The sequence below is a fragment of the Winogradskyella aurantia genome, assembly GCF_002266855.1.
GTDB classification, from domain to species: domain Bacteria; phylum Bacteroidota; class Bacteroidia; order Flavobacteriales; family Flavobacteriaceae; genus Winogradskyella; species Winogradskyella aurantia.
In genome coordinates this window covers 215,315-233,654 of the sequence record NZ_NGJN01000006.1, presented here as the reverse complement: position 1 = coordinate 233,654, position 18,340 = coordinate 215,315, and the positions used below count along the sequence as shown (strand labels likewise).

Annotated in this window: 18 protein-coding genes; 4 read left to right on the top strand and 14 right to left on the bottom strand. The window is 35.6% G+C overall.

Annotated elements, in window-relative coordinates:
- Nucleotides 1-225: 225 nt before the first annotated feature.
- Together CA834_RS12180 and CA834_RS12175 are read left to right on the top strand one after the other, a co-directional pair.
- Complete coding sequence (locus CA834_RS12180; RefSeq protein ID WP_094968987.1) at nt 226-687, top strand: SRPBCC family protein; 462 nt, start codon at nt 226-228, stop codon at nt 685-687.
- A complete protein-coding gene (locus CA834_RS12175) occupies nt 674-910 on the top strand; it encodes a hypothetical protein (RefSeq protein WP_094968986.1) in 237 nt (78 codons plus the stop codon). The genes CA834_RS12180 and CA834_RS12175 overlap by 14 nt, the downstream gene beginning before the upstream one ends.
- Here the strand turns inward: CA834_RS12175 and CA834_RS12170 are convergent.
- From CA834_RS12170 to CA834_RS12115, 12 genes are all read right to left on the bottom strand, one after another.
- Nucleotides 907-2,046, bottom strand: coding sequence for a lycopene cyclase family protein (locus CA834_RS12170; protein ID WP_094968985.1), 1,140 nt, complete (start codon nt 2,044-2,046; stop codon nt 907-909). The genes CA834_RS12175 and CA834_RS12170 overlap by 4 nt on opposite strands.
- Nucleotides 2,047-2,679, bottom strand: coding sequence for a carotenoid biosynthesis protein (locus CA834_RS12165; RefSeq protein ID WP_094968984.1), 633 nt, complete (start codon nt 2,677-2,679; stop codon nt 2,047-2,049).
- Nucleotides 2,680-2,681: 2 nt separating this feature from the next.
- Entirely contained in the window at nt 2,682-4,160 is a 1,479-nt protein-coding gene (crtD, locus tag CA834_RS12160) for a 1-hydroxycarotenoid 3,4-desaturase CrtD (RefSeq protein WP_094968983.1), read from the bottom strand.
- An 89-nt stretch (nt 4,161-4,249) separates the two neighbouring features.
- Nucleotides 4,250-4,447 carry a hypothetical protein gene (locus tag CA834_RS12155; protein WP_094968982.1) on the bottom strand — a complete coding sequence of 66 codons (198 nt, stop codon included), beginning with the start codon at nt 4,445-4,447 and terminating at the stop codon, nt 4,250-4,252.
- Between the two features lie 2 nt (nt 4,448-4,449).
- Nucleotides 4,450-5,922 carry an IMP dehydrogenase gene (gene guaB / locus CA834_RS12150; protein ID WP_094968981.1) on the bottom strand — a complete coding sequence of 491 codons (1,473 nt, stop codon included), beginning with the start codon at nt 5,920-5,922 and terminating at the stop codon, nt 4,450-4,452.
- A 232-nt stretch (nt 5,923-6,154) separates the two neighbouring features.
- Nucleotides 6,155-8,635, bottom strand: a complete 2,481-nt coding sequence (locus CA834_RS12145) for a TonB-dependent receptor (protein WP_094968980.1) — start codon at nt 8,633-8,635, stop codon at nt 6,155-6,157.
- Entirely contained in the window at nt 8,625-9,986 is a 1,362-nt protein-coding gene (locus tag CA834_RS12140) for an HTTM domain-containing protein (RefSeq protein ID WP_094968979.1), read from the bottom strand. The genes CA834_RS12145 and CA834_RS12140 overlap by 11 nt, the downstream gene beginning before the upstream one ends.
- Before the next feature lie 3 nt (nt 9,987-9,989).
- Nucleotides 9,990-11,120, bottom strand: coding sequence for an imelysin family protein (locus CA834_RS12135; RefSeq protein ID WP_206186876.1), 1,131 nt, complete (start codon nt 11,118-11,120; stop codon nt 9,990-9,992).
- Nucleotides 11,121-11,194: 74 nt separating this feature from the next.
- A complete protein-coding gene (locus tag CA834_RS12130; protein WP_094968978.1) occupies nt 11,195-12,304 on the bottom strand; it encodes a hypothetical protein in 1,110 nt (369 codons plus the stop codon).
- Nucleotides 12,305-12,570: 266 nt separating this feature from the next.
- A complete protein-coding gene (locus tag CA834_RS12125) occupies nt 12,571-13,434 on the bottom strand; it encodes a hydroxymethylglutaryl-CoA lyase (RefSeq protein ID WP_094968977.1) in 864 nt (287 codons plus the stop codon).
- A gap of 66 nt (nt 13,435-13,500) precedes the next feature.
- Complete coding sequence (locus CA834_RS12120) at nt 13,501-14,118, bottom strand: LysE family translocator (protein ID WP_094968976.1); 618 nt, start codon at nt 14,116-14,118, stop codon at nt 13,501-13,503.
- Complete coding sequence (locus CA834_RS12115) at nt 14,115-15,137, bottom strand: quinone-dependent dihydroorotate dehydrogenase (protein WP_094968975.1); 1,023 nt, start codon at nt 15,135-15,137, stop codon at nt 14,115-14,117. Before CA834_RS12115 ends, CA834_RS12120 begins: the two co-directional genes overlap by 4 nt.
- A 148-nt stretch (nt 15,138-15,285) precedes the next feature.
- On the opposite strand from CA834_RS12115, the gene CA834_RS12110 reads away from it, so the two are divergent.
- The gene (locus CA834_RS12110; protein ID WP_094969027.1) at nt 15,286-16,116 is read left to right on the top strand and encodes a universal stress protein; all 831 of its coding nucleotides are present in this window, start codon (nt 15,286-15,288) and stop codon (nt 16,114-16,116) included.
- 87 nt (nt 16,117-16,203) lie between these two features.
- The gene (locus tag CA834_RS12105; RefSeq protein WP_094968974.1) at nt 16,204-17,229 is read left to right on the top strand and encodes a S1C family serine protease; all 1,026 of its coding nucleotides are present in this window, start codon (nt 16,204-16,206) and stop codon (nt 17,227-17,229) included.
- A 9-nt stretch (nt 17,230-17,238) separates the two neighbouring features.
- Here CA834_RS12105 and CA834_RS12100 read toward each other — a convergent pair whose 3' ends face one another.
- The gene (locus tag CA834_RS12100) at nt 17,239-17,667 is read right to left on the bottom strand and encodes a hypothetical protein (protein WP_094968973.1); all 429 of its coding nucleotides are present in this window, start codon (nt 17,665-17,667) and stop codon (nt 17,239-17,241) included.
- Between the two features lie 21 nt (nt 17,668-17,688).
- On the bottom strand, nt 17,689-18,321 hold the full coding sequence (locus tag CA834_RS12095; RefSeq protein WP_094968972.1) for an ion channel: 633 nt from the start codon (nt 18,319-18,321) through the stop codon (nt 17,689-17,691).
- Nucleotides 18,322-18,340 lie beyond the last annotated feature (19 nt).

Genomic DNA, 18,340 nt, shown 5'->3' with positions numbered 1-18,340 from the left:
CTACCTTATACCATAATAGTTCAAGGGGAAAAGCTGTAGGCTCAAAATGTGAATCATAGGTTACCATAAACACAACAAATCCGTTGGGAAATCTTTAATTTAGTTGAAAACCATTTTAAACAGTCTATTAGAAATTTAAAGGTAGCTACCTCCATGACATCAGTAAATAAAATTACATAAAGTTTCAAACGGTTTCTTATCTTAGTCCTACAACTAAAATCAATTATGAAATACACAACTAAAATTGTGGTTGACAAACCTATTGTCGAAGTTACAAAGAAAATCAACTCGGTTGATAATATGAAGCATTGGCAAGAGGGTTTGATTTCGGTAGAGCATATTTCAGGTACACCGGGAGAATTTGGTGCAAAAATGAAATTGAAATATGACTTTGGAAACCGAAAAATGGAACTGATAGAAACTGTTACAAAAAATGAGCTCCCAAAAAAATTATATCTTACTTATAGTACTAAAGGCATTCACAATATTCAACAGAATTATTTTCAAAGTATTGGAGAATCTCAAACCGAGTGGATATCAAAGAGTGAATTCCAACCAACTACCTTTTTTATGCGTGCCATGTTATTTTTTATGCCAAATGCTTTTAAAAAGCAGTCTCTTAAGTATATGACTAATTTCAAAAACTTTGTGGAACACGGAACTTCGGTAAATTATGCGACAACTTAAACTTATTTGGGACTTCAGAGGTCCTACAAGTAAAAAAACTGCTGAGCATCACTTAACACATCTTCAAGACTACATCAAAAATAACAACCTGAACATAACCTTAACTGGCACCGAAATTTACAGTGATATGCACAGCATTGCGTTTTTAGTTGTTTGGGAATCTGAAATGATTCCTATTCGGGATGCCTTAAAACCGCATCGCGGTCAGGTCTACCAAGATTAATACATTCTATTGAACAGTGCCTTTATAAACTTTCCAGAAGGAACCGAGGCCATAATACTTACTTCTTCTGCAAAATTAGACTCTTCATCTAAAAAACGGAATATGGTTTTGAGCTTTGACTTCTTGAATAAACTTGAAAATAGACGCGATCCCATATCATTATTTTCAGCAAGTACATCAAGCATTAGCATATCATAAAACCAAAATCTCGATTTACTTTCAAAACCACTTAAATCTGAACCACTTTTCAAATACTCAATTAAAGATTTTGTTTTTTTAGTAGTATTTCTAAACGTATAGCCTGTGCTTGCCTTTGTCCAGCCACCAGCTGTTCCTATATGAAGAAGATTCTTTGAATTATGCTTATGAAATTTGTAGGATGTCATTGGTATAGATCCATACTCTTTCTCTTCGATGGTATAATCTATAATTCCCTTTTCATCTAAATAGACCTTAATGGCATTTTCATATTCACTTTTAGGCAGTAGTTGCTTTGAAAACAAGGTGTATTCAAATAAGGCTTCGGTTTTACTTGTCGGTAATATATACATAAAGCGTGTATTACCTTTTTGTGGAATGTCAAAATCCATAAATGTCGCCACATCAGCATCAAAATAAGGTGTTTTTGTTTTGATAAACCAACCCACAAAATGCTGCTGCAATACAGGGTACTTCTGTTGGCGATTCAATTCATCGTTCAACATTAAGCTATTAAATACCTTTTTTCCTTCAAACACACCATCATTGGATTGAATCTGAACGCTGCTTTCTAAATTTTCAATAGCTGAAACTTCAGCTTTATGAAAATGTATATTTGATTTTGAATTTATGGTCTTCCAAAGCCTTTGGTAAAAGCTCTCACTTCTAATCATTTTATAGCTATAGGACTTTAAGGGTATTTCGCTCGAGAACCATTTACTCCCAAAGTAAATTTTACTCCACGTCTTATGTAGAATATCATCCCATTCACCTGTGCCCTCCTCCCAGTAGCACCATGTTCTATCATTACCTTTATCCTCTTCCTTATCTAAAATTATGATTGACATACCGTCAAAGAAAGCGTCATTTGCCATTCGATATGCTAATAACAATCCTGAAGCACCGGCTCCCAATATGATATAGTCTGCTTTTATCATTTAAAAGAAAATAAACACTGTAAAAAACACAGCAATAGAAATTAGTACATGCCAAGAAACAGTTAGGTTCGTTTTTACCTTAAAATATTGATAGCCCAAATGTGCCACAAAAGCCGTAATGAACCATCCTAAATAATTTTGCAGAGGTACTATACCATTCTCAAACTCCCAAAAATCAAATTTTGGCGCAGAAATTTCTAATAAAACGTCTAATATAGTCATTAAACCACCACCAATAATAGCACTTATAGCACTGTGCTTTGCAATACGCTTTGATATATCAGCAGTAACTGCAGTGAGCAAAGCCCAATTAAAACAAATCATAATGGGTACTCCCATAATTTTATAGCCTAAGTTTTCACCATAAGTGTAGTTGCCAAAAATCAATCCGTAGTTAACACCAAGAGCCTCTGTTGTAAAGCCCAAAATAAAAGGGATGGCAAAAGCGAGGATATACTTTCTTTTGAAGTCTCTTATATTCCACAATAAAATTAAAAAGGTGAGCATTAGGTTTAGCGGTGTTAACGCTAAAAACCAATCGCGATACGTCTCTGATAAAATACCTACGATACCTGAGACTGTAAATAACCAAATCAGAGCAATGGAAAGACGTATTTTTAATTTAGGTGTCACCACTATTGGTTGGCTTTTTGTATAAGTTCTGAAACAATTTTACCTGACAACAAACATAAAGGAATACCACCACCCGGATGTACACTTCCACCACAGAAATATAAGTTTTTAATACTTTGTTTAAAATTAGGATGCCTAAGAAAGGCTGCGTATTTATTATTGCTGGATGCACCGTATAAAGCCCCTTGATAACTCTGGGTTTTAGATTCTATACTTTTTGGATCTAAAACAGCTTCATATGTGATAAGTTTGGAGATATCTTCATTAAGTAATCGGCTTACCTTAGTAATTATGTTTTGCCTTGCCGCTTTTATAATACTACCCCAATCTTGACCTGTGTTGCTTGGTACATTTATCATAGTAAACCAATTCTCGCAACCATCTGGAGCATCTTTGGGTACATCCTTCGATGTAATATTGATGTAGACTGTGGGGTCGTGATGCACCTCTTTTTTATTAAAGATATAATCAAACTCTGTCTCGTAGTCCTTTGAGAAAAAGATATTATGCAAATCAAGCTCTGGAAACTCTCTGGTAATACCCCAATAAAAAATTAAGGCGGAACTACTTCGTGGCTGTTTCAAGATACGCTCTGGTGCCTTATGGCCTTTCAAAAGCCTTCTGTAGGTTGGTACCACATCCGAATTAGATACTACAATATCAGCATAAATGTGTTTCCCATTTGCTATAATGCCAGCCGCTTTTGATTTCTCTACTAAGATTTCATCGACATTAGTATTAAGGTGAAATTTTACGCCGATATCTTGGGCCAATGTGTAAAGACTCATACTAATTTGGTGCATACCACCCTTCGGAATATAGGTTCCGAAATATTGCTCTAAGTGAGGTATCATGGACATTATGCCCGGTGTTTGGTACGGTGATGACCCATTATAAGTGGCAAAACGATTATAAAATTGCTGTAAACGCTCATCCTTAAATACCTTAGCATTATAATTGGACAAGGTGGTATTGAGGTCTAAGCTATTGATGTTAAAAATAGCTTTTAATGTGTCCTTTGAAAGGTAGGTACTCGTTTTATGCAAGGATTTCTCCAGAAAAAGAGAAGCAGTAAGGTCGTACTTAGATTTACTTCTATGCAGGTAGTTTAGGACCGTAGCTTCATCTACCTCAAATGTTTTTGCAGCCTGTTCCGCAAATTTTTCCTCGTCTGCTAAGGCTGAAAAGGTAGTGCCATCTTCATAGAAGTAATTGCAGACCACTTCCTTCTTTTTGTACTCAAAGTAATCGCTTATCGGTTTGTCAGCTACTTTAAACAATTCCTCCACAAACTGTGGCATCGTAAAGAGTGATGGTCCCATATCAAAACGATAGCCTTCAGCTGAAAATGCGGTTAGCTTACCACCGGGATAGGAATTGGCCTCAAACACTGAAACATCATAGCCTTGTGACCTTAATCGAATAGACGTTGCTAGACCGGAGATTCCTGCACCAATAACAATAACTTTTTGTTGTTTCATTTCAAAACAAAGATACAAGGAATTAAAGCATTAAGTCCTAAATCAAAATGCTAAAAATGCGTTAACGTACCCACTTATGGCGGACTATTCTATGACAAGTCCTCTTTTTTATCTTTCTTTTGTTTGGCCTGGAGATAGAGTGCGTACATAAATACAGAAAGTCCTGATATTTTTAAGACAAAAGCCCATACGTTATATTGTAAGTCATTATACAATACAACTACAATACTGGCTATTATCAGAGCTGCAGCTAACAGAATCAATTTATTTGGCTTAGTCATTTGCATTGCTATCTCGAATAATTTGGAGCTTCCTTGGTGATTGTAACATCGTGTGGATGACTTTCATTAATTCCACTTGAGGTGATTTTTATAAAGCGTCCAGATTCTTTTAGAGTTGCAATGTCTTTAGCGCCACAATACCCCATGCCGGCTTTTAAGCCACCTACAAACTGATGGATACTTTCGTAGAGCTCGCCTTTATATGGGACCCTACCTACGATGCCTTCGGGGACCAATTTTTTAATATCATCCTCAACGTCTTGGAAATAACGGTCTTTACTTCCTTCTTTCATAGCTTCAACAGAACCCATACCACGATACGATTTAAATTTGCGGCCTTCGTATATAATAGTTTCACCCGGACTTTCCTTTGTTCCTGCCAATAAAGAGCCTAACATTACCGTATCAGCTCCAGCAGCTATAGATTTTGGGATATCCCCTGTATAACGAATACCTCCATCTGCAATTACAGGTACACCTGTTCCCTTAATGGCGTTAGCTACTTCAAGAACAGCCGAGAATTGAGGAAAACCTACACCAGCTACCACACGTGTTGTACAAATTGACCCTGGACCAATACCCACTTTAACAGCGTCTGCACCAGCTTCTACTAAATACTTAGCTGCTTCAGCCGTGGCAATATTACCCACAATAACGTCTAACTTTGGAAATTTATGTTTTACACTTTTAAGAACATCGACTACTCCTTTAGTATGTCCATGAGCTGTGTCGATAACTACGGCGTCAACCCCGGCATTAACCAAAGCTTCTACCCTTTCAATTACATCGAAGGTAACTCCGACAGCTGCGGCAACGCGCAGACGGCCATAGGTATCCTTATTCGCTAAAGGCTTTTGGGTTACCTTAGTGATATCCCTAAAAGTAATAAGTCCTACTAATTTATAATCCTTGTCTACAATGAGTAGTTTTTCAATCTTATGTTTTTGCAAAATAGCTTCAGCATCTTTTAGAGATGTTCCTGCAGGTGCGGTGACTAAATCACTTCCGGTCATTACCTCAACGATAGGTCTTTTCTCATCGTGTTCAAAACGCAAATCTCTATTGGTAACAATTCCTTTTAATATACCGCTATCGTCCACAATCGGGATACCACCGATACTGTGCTCTCTCATCGCATTATTAGCATCGAGAACAGTAGCATTTAATGTTAAAGTTACAGGGTCTATAATCATGCCACTTTCTGCGCGCTTTACCTTACGCACCTTAGCGGCTTGCTGAGCTATGGTCATGTTCTTGTGCAATACACCTATACCTCCTTCACGAGCCATAGCTATGGCCATTTTACTCTCCGTAACCGTATCCATAGCAGCCGAAACTACTGGAATATTAATAGTGATATTTCTAGTGAATTTAGTTTGGATATTTACCTCGCGCGGTAGTACTTCTGAATACGCTGGAACTAAAAGGACGTCATCATAGGTAAGACCTTCACCTAAGATTTTATTTTGATGTGCTATCATGGCAATTAAGATATAATTGCGTGCAAATCTAAGGTTTTTTTTGCATTAAAATTTATTCTGAAACGCTAAATAATTCCCAATGATTTTCAATGGTCCCTACTGATGGTCCATATCTAATATGAAAATCTTTAATTAAAAATATAATTTTATCAATAATGAAAAACCTTAACTATATTTAATCCTAAGGAAAGTAGGCCTAACAAATCAATTGATAATAAGATACCACGCTTGGTTAAATTTTGAATTGCAAGGTCATATAATAACTTCTAGGCAAAGCAGGAATGATGCCTGGACCGGGGTACCCAGTGGCACGTTGGGTAAAATATTGGGTATCTAGGAAATTATTTATTCCTGTTTCTAGGGTCCATTTTCTATAACGGTATGATAATGATAAATCAAAAACAGAATATGCTGGAATGGCCCCTATAATACCGCTGACATTGTCATCTGTATCTTGTGGCGCATTTGAAGCATCTGTATATTGTCTAGATAAATATGAATATTGTAAATCTACCAAAATGTTTCTATAACCCATTTTAAAACCTGTTCTTAAATTGATATTGGGTACAAAAGGTAATTCGTTACCTTCAACACCTGGAACTTCAGACGCTGTGAATTCTGACTGAATCAATGCTAAATTGATATAATAATTAAAGCGATATTCAGCTTTATTTTCAAAAAAGGTTTCCCTTAAATTCCAGTCCAATAAACTCTCAAAACCGTAGGTAAATGCAGTACCTATATTTCCTCTAAATCTAACAATTTGTCCATCTTCTACTTCCTCACCAAAAGCATTTATCCGCGTAGATGTACGCAATACTTCATCAATTTTATCTCGGTAGAGTAAACCGAATACATTGGCGTCATAAGACAACACGTTTTTGTAACGCCCTCTAATACCTAAATCTGCCGTAAATCCACTTTCATCTTTAATATTTGGGTCGACTTGAAGTGCTGGATTAATTATACGAATGTCACTAAAGGTCACCGAACGATAATTCTGTGAAAAATTACCGTACACCTCTAAATTTTCAGTTGGTTTAAAGCCAGCGCCTATACCTAAAAGTAAAATATTACGTTCGCGAGTTCTGTTATCCTCAAATGTTGAATCTAATATGGGATTACCTGCTAAATCTCGATTTACTGCACGGAAAGTCCCTTCACTTTCCGTTTTTATATATTCAAAACGAATACCCGGTGTCAATGAGAATTTATCGGATAGGTAAAAAATATTTTCAGCAAAGAGAGCTACATTTAGATTAGGAAAGTCAAAATCAGACTGTCTTAACTCGGTCGGTAAGTCTTCAATATCATAATCAATAAAATTAAAATTAGGATCATTACCATTTGTGCCAGGGCCTTGACGTTCTTCATTAAAAGCTTGGTAATACTTACTACCTACCAGCAACGTAGAATTTTTAGTGCCAATGGCATAGTTTTTTAAGTAGCGTAATTCCGCACCCCAATTACGAAAATTTCCAACCTGTAAGTCTCGTGGTTCATCTAAATCATCCTCCTGAGATACACGATTTGTTCTGAAACCAATAGCACTGCGCGATGAGTTCATTCCCCATAATATGGCATTAAATTCGTCATCTTCGGAAAATTTATGGTTTAGCTTAGCGGTAAGGAGGTTCCAATTAACCTTAAACCAATTTCTGGTTCTATTGCTAAAGTCTGGATCTCGGTAAAACTGAAAATCAGTGAGACCCCCTGGTTGTTGCGCTGTATAACTTAAATGCGTGTATTCTATACCAATAGATGTTTTGTCAGAAAGCTTATAGTTTAGATTTGTGAACGCATTAAATGCTTCTAAACTCATGTTAGGTCTAGGTGCTTGGTCTAGATTATTTTTATAAGACACATAAGTATAATGGCTAAATTTTCCGTTGGTACCGCTAAAACTATTAAATGTTGAAAAACCAGAATTAGTATCCCAGCTCTGGCGCGTTACAATCTCGAGTGGTCTTTGGGATGGCGCTCTTAATTTGAAATTCAACAAACCACCAAACTGTGTTCCATATTGTAATGATGCGGCACCGCGTAAAACCTGAATTTCTTCTAAAGCCTCTACAGGCGGCGTGTAATAGCTTTCAGGATAACCCAAAACATCTGCACTAATGTCATATCCGTTTTGCCTTGTGTTGAAATTAGACGATCGATTAGGATCTAATCCTCTACCGCCAATAGAAAGTTGTAAACCGCTATTAGTACTTTCGTAAATATTAAGTCCAACCACTTGAGCAAATATCTGTCGTGCATTACTGTTACTTTTATTACCAACGATTTGGTCTACTAAAATAACCTCATTCTTTTTACCAGCATATATGGTGGTACCTTCAACATCCTTAGCGCGTTTTAGGTCGAATATAGCTCTTCGCTTAGCTTGAATCACAACTTCCGATAGGCTATTGGATTTTTTTACTTTTACGGTAATTATTTTGTCTTCATTAACTTCAATGGTTCTCTCATACCAAGCATAATCGTCATTATAGAATACAAGCGTATGGAAGCCAGGCTTCAAATTTTCTAATTGAAAAATGCCATTTTTTCCGCTAGTAGTGTCTTTTCCAGAGGTAGTATCAAATATTTGGATATAAGGAATAGGCGCTTCAGAAGTTTCGTCCAAAACCGTACCTGATAATTTATATTGTGCATGAGCTAAAGTGCTAATTACACATAATATGCATATAAGTAATCTTTTAAAATCCATAAATAGTATCGTTGAAAGGAAGAATCCAATCTTTGTGCTTCCAACTGTCTTTTATTTTGGTTAAATCAATATTAGGGTCAATGAATCTCTGGCTTAAACGTCCGTTTAAGGAAATGAAACTATCTACGTACACTTCAGGGTTTTTAATACCCTTAGTTCTAAAATGGCCTTCTAAAAAATGAGCGAATTCTAAAATAAAGTCGGCCTGCGTGCGCAATTGTTTTTCTTGATAGTCAGTTAAAAACTCATGATGGTTGACATAAAACCAATTTTTAGTTTCAGGATCTACAATTTTATATTGTACATATCCCCCTTTTTCCATCAACATAACACGCCATGAATAGCGATAGCCCTCTTCCGTCCAAAACAATTCGTCAGGATAGAGGAGATACCTGAAGGGAAAAATGAGCTGAAAGGCAAAAAAAAAGATAAAAAGCAAAGCTATTGATTGGTTTCTTAAATTTGGAACCCACCTCAGCCTTTTTATTCTTGAGCTGTCCTTTATTTTAAATAGCCGACTCAAACCTGATATGATTTTTTCGTGTAGTGTGGCATTAAAAAATATTAAGGTCGACAAAATCATGACATATGGAAAAATACCAATGGGAAAAAGAACACGCGTTAAAACGTGAAATACCACAACTAACAAAAAAGCGAATAACCGTGTTCGTTTAGAAAACAATAGAAAAGGAATGGATAGATCATAAAGCATACCACTCCAGCTCATCACATAGTGCATCCATTGTTTTTGAAACAAGTCTCCAAGAACTGGTAAATCGTAAAGTGATGGTAACCATATCTGCAAAGGCATAGCCCTAAGTAACCAATCAGAATTTAGCTTGGCCAAACCTGCATAGAAATAAACAATACACAGCATCAATTGGATGACAAATATGTTGTAGCGAGGAATATGTGTAAATGCAATTTTAGGATGTCGTTTGGCATCCATAGAAAAATAAGCATTCGCCGGCAAAAAAATGAGTAAAAACCCAATGATACTGACAAAATAATAATGATTAAGGTAATAGGTCTTATCGATGAGTTCACAATACGTAAAACTTAAGAAAAGTAATACAGTGCTCAATCTGTATTTATAGCCTAATAGTATTCCAACTGACGCCAATAATGTAATAGCATAAAGGATGTATGTGTATTCTCCAAAGTCTCTAACAAACTCAAAACCAAAATATTTAAAATGGACAGTAGGGTAGATATAATAGGTCTCTACCCAGTTCTGAGATAGAAACCTAAGGGTAGAAAATAACATTAAACCACCAAATAAAATTCGAAAGACCGCCAGTGGAGCGGCCTTTACAGGATGTTTTAAATATGTCGTTATTGAATTGAACACAGCCTAATCTCCGTCGTTGCTTTCAAACGCGATGTTAATATTTAAAGCGGACATCATATCTGATTTCAAAAACACCACATTATCTTGAAGCGCTTCAAAAGCTTCAAGCATGGCTGTATTATCGGAATTAATTTGCTGATAAAAATTATCATCGAGTACAGAAATCAATACTCGTGAAGTATCAAACTGATTGTTGATGAGTAATGATAAATCTTCACCGTTTTTCATAGTGTTCAAGAAATCTAAATAGCTCTCTAAACTTTCAATAGTGGAGGTTTGGTTATATCTGCTTCCCCTAAAAAAATTCTGTAAGGCATCTAATGCTGCAAGACAAAGCGTTTTAGATAAATCTTTTTTATAAAATGCCTCTACATTTTCTGGTATTTGCATACCTGCAGAAAATACACCTGCCGGTGTTCCTATTTTACCATTTCTAAAAAAAACTTCATAATATTTCATGTATTCGTTCACTAGCACATTTGTTGAGCTATTTGCCGAGTTGCCACTATTGTTTACAAAGGTTGCCCTGTAGTCTCCTTCCCATTCAGAAACCACTTCATTCGTTAATACATCAATACGATTTACAACATCGGTTAAATACGTCAAATAATTATCCGCATTTGCATTTGTTGTATAAAACTGAAGTATATCGCTATCTGTTTCGGCTAAACCATAAAGTAAGTAATCTAAAGCTGGAAAGCCTTGTTCGTCATTGCTATTTATGTCTTGTAAGGCGTAGTTACCAGAATTAATGTTCGCATCAATATTCACCGTATTTGTCGGATAAATATTAAGAAAACTTCTTAGAAAGTTAGATTGGGCTGGTCCAATATTGAACATTGAAACATTTTGCCATGTGATGTAGGCATCTTCCCACCTTTGGCGAAGTACATTAAAATTGGCAGAATTTGGTGAGGCCTCAAAAGTATCGGAAGCCTCTTTTAAAGAATTCACTTTCGTATTAAAATCTTGATAAGCTGGAATAATTATGGCATCTGCCCAATTGAACAACATCACCTGCCTATCAAAGTTATCAACATTTACGCCATTGTCGGAATCTTCATCACTACAGCTGTACATCGCAACACAACAGAGCATGATAAATGGAAAAATAAGTTTTAAAGCTCTCATCATTTTTTCTTTTTTTATTCTAACAGAAAATCATTGCAAGGCAATTTTCTGTAAAATTTTGTGCCTTTTATTAAATATTAAGGATTATTGTTTACGAAGAAGCTAGTGACCTCGGCATCTGTGAAACCGTAGATATCTTGTAAATCGTCAATAACAGCATCTAAATTGGCAAATAACTCTATCTCATTTAAAAATCTGTGACTCTGTGGGTTTTGCCCTTCAATTGCTAACAATTTCTCCAACACACTATCGATTTCAGCATCTGTGATTATCTTGTTTGATAGGCCTTTAAATCCGTGTGCAAAGGCAACACCTTCAGCGTACGCATGCATCGCGTTTCCAAGTGCAATTTCTTTATCTGGACCGTCTGCCAAGGCAAAAGCGGCGGTCAATTGATCTTTTGTTGCATTACAATAAAATATTACCGTTGCAAAGTTTGACTGTTCCCAATTCTTTAAATAATCTGCAAGCGCTTGGTCTCTTACATCATTAAATTCGCTTCCAGCTTGTATGGCGGCTTTAGCCGTGATTAAATTAGATTTGATGTTATAGAAAAAGCCCGTTTGATTCTCTAAATTAGAGCGTCTTCTCGAATAAGTTGCAGCAGCTGTAGTCTCAGATGGATTAAAAGCGATATCTGTACCATGGATTTCCACTAATTTATCAATAACTCCTGGATCTGTAAGGTCGCCATTGATAATTGTTAGGGCATGATTATATAAAGCAGCACCAAAAGTACCTTTCTCTATCATTTGCTCTAATTCCAAACCATACTCATCTAATAAACGCGTCCCCAAAAGACCTCCCTCTTGATTCATTGCCGGCATATTGCCAAATCCTGGATTTTGGAATCCATCAGCTGAATTTGCTGAACTCACCAATTCTGTTAACCAATCGGTTACTAAAGTTCTATAATTTGGTAACGTTACTGCAGATAACGATGTAGGGTAATCAATCGGTCCTACGGTTGAGGTTTGCGCATTAGCTTCTGCATCGTTTAGTGCAGAAGTCAGTTCTGTCAACTGGTTAATGACTGTGTTTTCAGCTACAACATTGGCATCAAAATCCATAGAAATGTATTCATTTGGAATATCTAATGTTGGTTCTACTGGAATACCATCATCGTTTGAACAAGAGGTAAATAAGGCTCCTGCTACTAGTAAATTTAAGGCTAACTTCTTACTCATTTCTGAATCAATTTTTGATATTTATTATTCTTATTAAGACTTGTTATAAATAATTTGTGCAAAAATAATAACCAGAACGAAACCTACAAAGTTTATTTAGATTAAATTTAAATATGGTTTTAATATATTGATTATAAGTATTTTAAACTCCTTTTAGATTTTAAAAGAGCAATCTCAAGGATGACAAGGAGCTAAAGTAAACCAATAATTCCCAATGAATTAGTGGTGAAATTTAGACAATAAATCTAAAGGTTAATTAGAAAAAATTAATGATATACGGTGAATATTTTTGTAGCTTCGTTATAAGCACTTTCAAAGCTCATGGCATTAAGGCTATGGGCTTTTTTTTGGGTAAAGTACGAGAGCATTTTCTCTGTTGGCATATTGCCTGTGAGTTCATCCTTTGCCATCGGGCAGCCACCAAATCCTTGTATAGCCCCATCAAATCTGCGGCAACCAGCTCTGTAGGCTGAATCTATCTTTTCAAACCAAGTGGAAGGTGTGGTATGTAAATGTGCACCAAACTCAATTTCCCGATATTGAGGGATGAGGTTTGAGAATAAGTAATCTATATTTTCAGGATCAGAACTTCCAATAGTATCACTCAGTGATAAAATCTTTACACCCATTTTTGCAAGCCGTTCCGTCCAATCACCTACTATTTCCACGTTCCAAGGATCACCATAAGGGTTTCCAAATCCCATAGAGATATAGACTACCACTTCCTTATTTGATTTGTGCGCAATCTCCAATATCTCTTTTAGGGTATCTACAGATTGGGCTATGGTTTTATGCGTATTACGCATTTGAAAATTCTCTGAAATTGAAAATGGAAATCCTAAGTAATTGATTTCATTATGTTGAGCGGCATCTTTAGCTCCCCTAGTGTTGGCAATAATTGCCAGAAGTTTGCTTTCGGTTTTACTTAAATCTAACTTAGAGAGTACCTCAGCGGTATCTACCATTTGCGGTATAGCCTTAGGCGAAACAAAACTTCCAAAATCTATAGTATCAAAACCCACACGCAATAATGATTGGATGTATTGTACTTTTTTATCTGTAGGAATAAAGTCCTTTATGCCTTGCATGGCATCGCGTGGGCACTCTATAAGTTTTACCGTACTATTCATTGCCTCAAAGATACTATATACAAGAATTATTTATTGATTTTAGTATTTGATTTTTAGATTGAGTTACTACAACAAGATAAAAATAGCAATACCAATAAATACCACTATTTGAAGCCATTTAAATACAAGGCTAGAATTTTTATGACTCATGGTATAGGTTTTAATTTGACCCGCCAAAAGTGCAATCGCTGAAAAAATAACAAAAGACACCACCATAAAAATACCACCAAGGATATAGAATTGCCAAATCGTACTTAACTCTTCACTGAATAAAAACCCAGGGAAAAACGCCAAAAAGAAAATGGTGACCTTTGGGTTTAAGACATTCATAAAAAACCCTTGAATAAATAATCCCTTATAACTTTTTCTAGGGGCTTGGCCAGAATCAAAATCAATATTGGAATCAGACCTGTAGACCTTGTAAGCAAGAAATAGTAAGTATATAGCACCAAACACCTTAATACCAAAAAAAATAGTGTCGTTTTCCTTAATAATGGCAGACACACCAAATGCCAACAACGTTGTATGTATTATACAGCCCGTTATTAAACCCGAGACGGTTGCCAATCCGGATGCTTTTCCATTGGTCAAACTCTGAATTAAAACATAAATATTATCAGGCCCAGGAGAAATTGCAAGTAGGGTTGTAGCTCCAACGAATGCTATAAGTGTTTCAACGCTCACTTTCTATAATTAAGTAAAGCTTTGTTTATTTGTTTTATCAAAGCGGGACCTTCATAAACAAACCCTGTGTAGACCTGGACAAGGTCGGCTCCAGCTTCAATCTTTTCCATAGCATCTTCAGAAGAATTTATACCGCCTACTCCGATTATTGGAAATGCTTTATTGCTCTTTTCACTTAAAAATCTTATTACCTCTGTAGAACGCTGTTTTAATGGTTTCCCGCTTAATCCACCTATTTCCTCTTTATTTTCACTTCGAAGACCTTCCCTAGAAATGGTGGTATTGGTGGCTATAACACCATCTATTTTTGTTTCAGAGACAATATCAATAATATCTAAAAGTTGTTCATCCGTTAAATCTGGTGCGATTTTTAGTAGAATAGGTTTGCTTTTTTCTTTTTGAAAATTTAAGACTTGTAACTGCTTCAATAATTTAGTTAATGGCTCCTTATCCTGTAATTCCCTTAGGTTAGGCGTATTCGGGGAACTCACATTTACCACAAAATAGTCCACATAGTCAAACAAGGCCTTAAAACAGATTTCATAGTCTTCTACAGCAGTTTCGTTAGGGGTCACCTTGTTCTTTCCTATGTTACCCCCTATTAATACCCCTTTATTTTTTTTAAGACGTGCTACAGCTTCCAAAACGCCACCATTATTAAAACCCATTCTGTTAATAATCGCAGCGTCTTCCTTAAGTCTAAATAATCGTTTTTTGGGATTGCCCTCCTGTGGTTTTGGAGTTAATGTTCCAATTTCTATAAACCCAAATCCAAAATTTGATAGCTCATTGTAAAGCTTAGCATCTTTGTCAAAACCCGCTGCGAGACCAACAGGATTCTTGAAAGTCAATCCAAATACTTGGCGCTCTAACGATTTATCATCAACAACATAGAGTTTTTTAAATAAGCTTTTAACACCAGGGAGCTTAAACAAAATCCTAATTAAACTAAAGGTAAAATGATGGACGTTTTCAGGGTCGAATTGAAATAAAATTGGGCGGATTAGTGCTTTGTACATGAGCTCTTATTTGCTATGCAAAAATAAGCATCCCGTATGGATTTTAGGATTCAAACGGCAGTATAATTTTAACATTAACTGTCATTTGTCATTATTTAATTATTGTCAATTGTTTACCTTTAAGCCAATAATTAAATCAAAAGACATTATGAAAAAAATTATAATTCCTGTAGATTTCTCATTACATTCAGAATACGCCCTAGAAACTGCAGCTGCCCTAGCCAAAGAACATAATTCAGAATTAATTGTGATGCACATGCTTGAACTATCTGAATCTATTTTTACATCATCGAGCTCAGAAAAAAGTGAGGAAATGGCATTTATGTTGATGGTAGCCAATAAGAATTTCGAAGATTTTTTAGATAAACCCTATTTGGAGGACCTAACTGTTACTCCAATGATTAAACACCATAAAGTTCTAAAGGAAGTATCTGAAGTGGCCAAGGATGTAGACGCCGATTTGGTGGTTATTGGTTCTAGAGGACATAGCGATTATGATGGAATTTTTACAGGCTCCAATACTGAAAAAGTGGTGCGTTATAGCAATACACCTGTTTTAGTTGTGAAATCTAAACCATCTTCAGTAAATTTTGAAAATATTGTTTTAGCTACCGATTTTGAAGAGGATAGCATTCCCGCTGTTAAGGTGGCATTAGGCGCACTAAAAGAACTCGGTTCAAAAGTGACTCTACTCCATATTAACTTACCTAACTTAAGTTTTATGAGTACCGATGAAATTAATGAGCAAGTTGAAGAATTTATTAAGCTTGGCAAACTAGAGCATATAAGAGATAATATTGCACTTACATCAGACCATAATGTGGAAGATGGCGTAATGAATTATGCCAAACGTGTTAATGCTGATGCTTTGGCTATGATTACCCACGGAAGAACGGGATTAAGTCATTTCTTTGGTGGCAGCATATCTGAAGATTTGGTAAATCATTCTAAATTACCCGTGATAACATTTAAAAAATAATACCTTTGAAAATTACAAAAAGCCTTAAACGTTGTTTAAGGCTTTTTGTAATTATAAATCTTAATTAAAATTTAATTTTTTTTCGAAATGAGAAAATCATTTGTCGTAATTCTAACCTTAGCCTATTTCTTAAACGGACTTTCCGCTCAAGACCTTTCGGGATTATATGAAAAAGTGAGTCCTGCTGTTGTAGTTATTTTTACAACAGAAAAAGACATTCTAACTACAGCAAACAACCAAAGTAAGCAAGTTGACCAGAATGGTCTTGGGTCTGGTTTTATGATTTCCGATAAACACATTATAACTGCAGCACATGTAGTCAAGGTGCCCGAAAGATTACAGGTCCAGTTTGAAGATGGCGAAGTTATCCCAGCTAAAGTAGTCTCCTCATATAAATCTGCAGATATCGCATTACTTGAGCTATTTAGACCAAGGTTTAACCCGGTTACTGTTGAATTAGGAAATTCTGATGAACTCAAAATAGGAGAACAAATTTTCATTGTTGGTTCGCCGTACGGATTAACATCATCCCTATCTTCTGGATACGTGAGCAGTTTTAGAAGGACTAATCTAGGTAAAAACCCCTTTACAACAACCGAATTTATTCAAACAGATGCGGCTATCAATCAAGGGAACTCTGGTGGTCCAATGTTTAATTTAAAAGGTGAAGTTGTTGGTATTGTAAGTTATATAACCACTCAGTTTGGCGGATTTGATGGAATTGGTTACGCAAGCAGTTCAAATCTTGCCTTAAAACTACTTATAAACAACAATATGCCATGGTTTGGTGCAGACATGCATTCCTTGTCAGAAAATGAAGCAAAAATTTTTAATCTCCCTCAAAAACATGGCCTTCTTGTTCAACGCGTATCCTCTTCTTCCATCTTCGGTAGAATGGGCGTAAAAGGAGGAAATACGGAAGCTCTTATCAACGGAAAAAAATTAATTCTAGGTGGAGATATTATCTTAAGTTTTAATGATATCAAGTTTCATCTAGATGATTCCACCCTAGTTGAACTGAGTGAATTTGCGAAAAACTTAACAGATAATCCTAAGTTTGAAATAACTGTTATGCGGGCGGGAAAAGTAAAAACGCTACAGTTTAAAGAGTAATAATATGGTTTAATCCATATCCCACTCCCAATTACGGGCTCTGTATGCACTTTGAAGTACATCCCTAAAGTTTTGTTGGTGCATTTTATACTGCTCAGGGCTTAAAATCGGTTTTACCTCCTTATCCATTTTCTTGACAAGAGCTTTCATTTTGGTTCTAATCTCCCCATCGGTATTATCTTGATCTTTGTCATCTAATCGAGCCATATCATAAACATAATAAACAATAATCCTATAATATTCTGCTTCAACCTTATCACTCAATTTTAAATCTTGGGTTTTCTCATAAAAATGATATTGAACATTAGCGCGCTCTTCATCATTAAAAATTTGAACCCGATTCTTTTCTAAATTAATTTGTTTCTGAGATTTTTGAGCTAAACTCAATGCGGTTATACAAAAACAAATAATCGTTAATACTAGTTGTGAAGTTCTCATATCAAGAGTTTTAAAATTAAATTATTCTGATTGTTGATTAATATATTTTCCTACCACGATAGCAGTAAGGATGACTAAATAAAATTGCCCAATTAATGCCACTAATATAGCTCCTTTCTGAGCCAATTCTGAAACTGGTACAATTTCACCGTAACCAATAGTTAATAAAGTTACGTAGCTAAAATAAAGTAGCTGTTCTTTAAGATTCAAATTTGCATCTACCTCCAACACTAATCCAGAAAACGAATTTGGCTCAATTATTTCAATGGTGAGAAACATGAAAAAAGCCAGTAACCCTAGGGAAATGTAACCACTAATCAAACCCAAGATTACATTGCTCTTTATACTCTTTGCTTTAGCTACCTGTTTGATGATTTCAAGCGAGACTATAGCATAAAACAAAAAGTAACACGCTAATTTAAGGAGGCTTAAGGATGTGTTAAGGGTTTCTGTAAAAGCATCCCTAACTTGTATTAAAAAAGTTAGAATTAATAACACTAACAAAACTATGTACAAAAATCTCTTCTTGGATACTAAAACAACTCCTATTGCTAAGTTAGAAATTAGCAAAATTGGAGAAACCCAATTCTCAAACCAGATATTTGGCACAAATAATGAGCCAAATAAAATAGCGAATAGTGTTATAAGAAACATCTCGAATCGATATGGATAG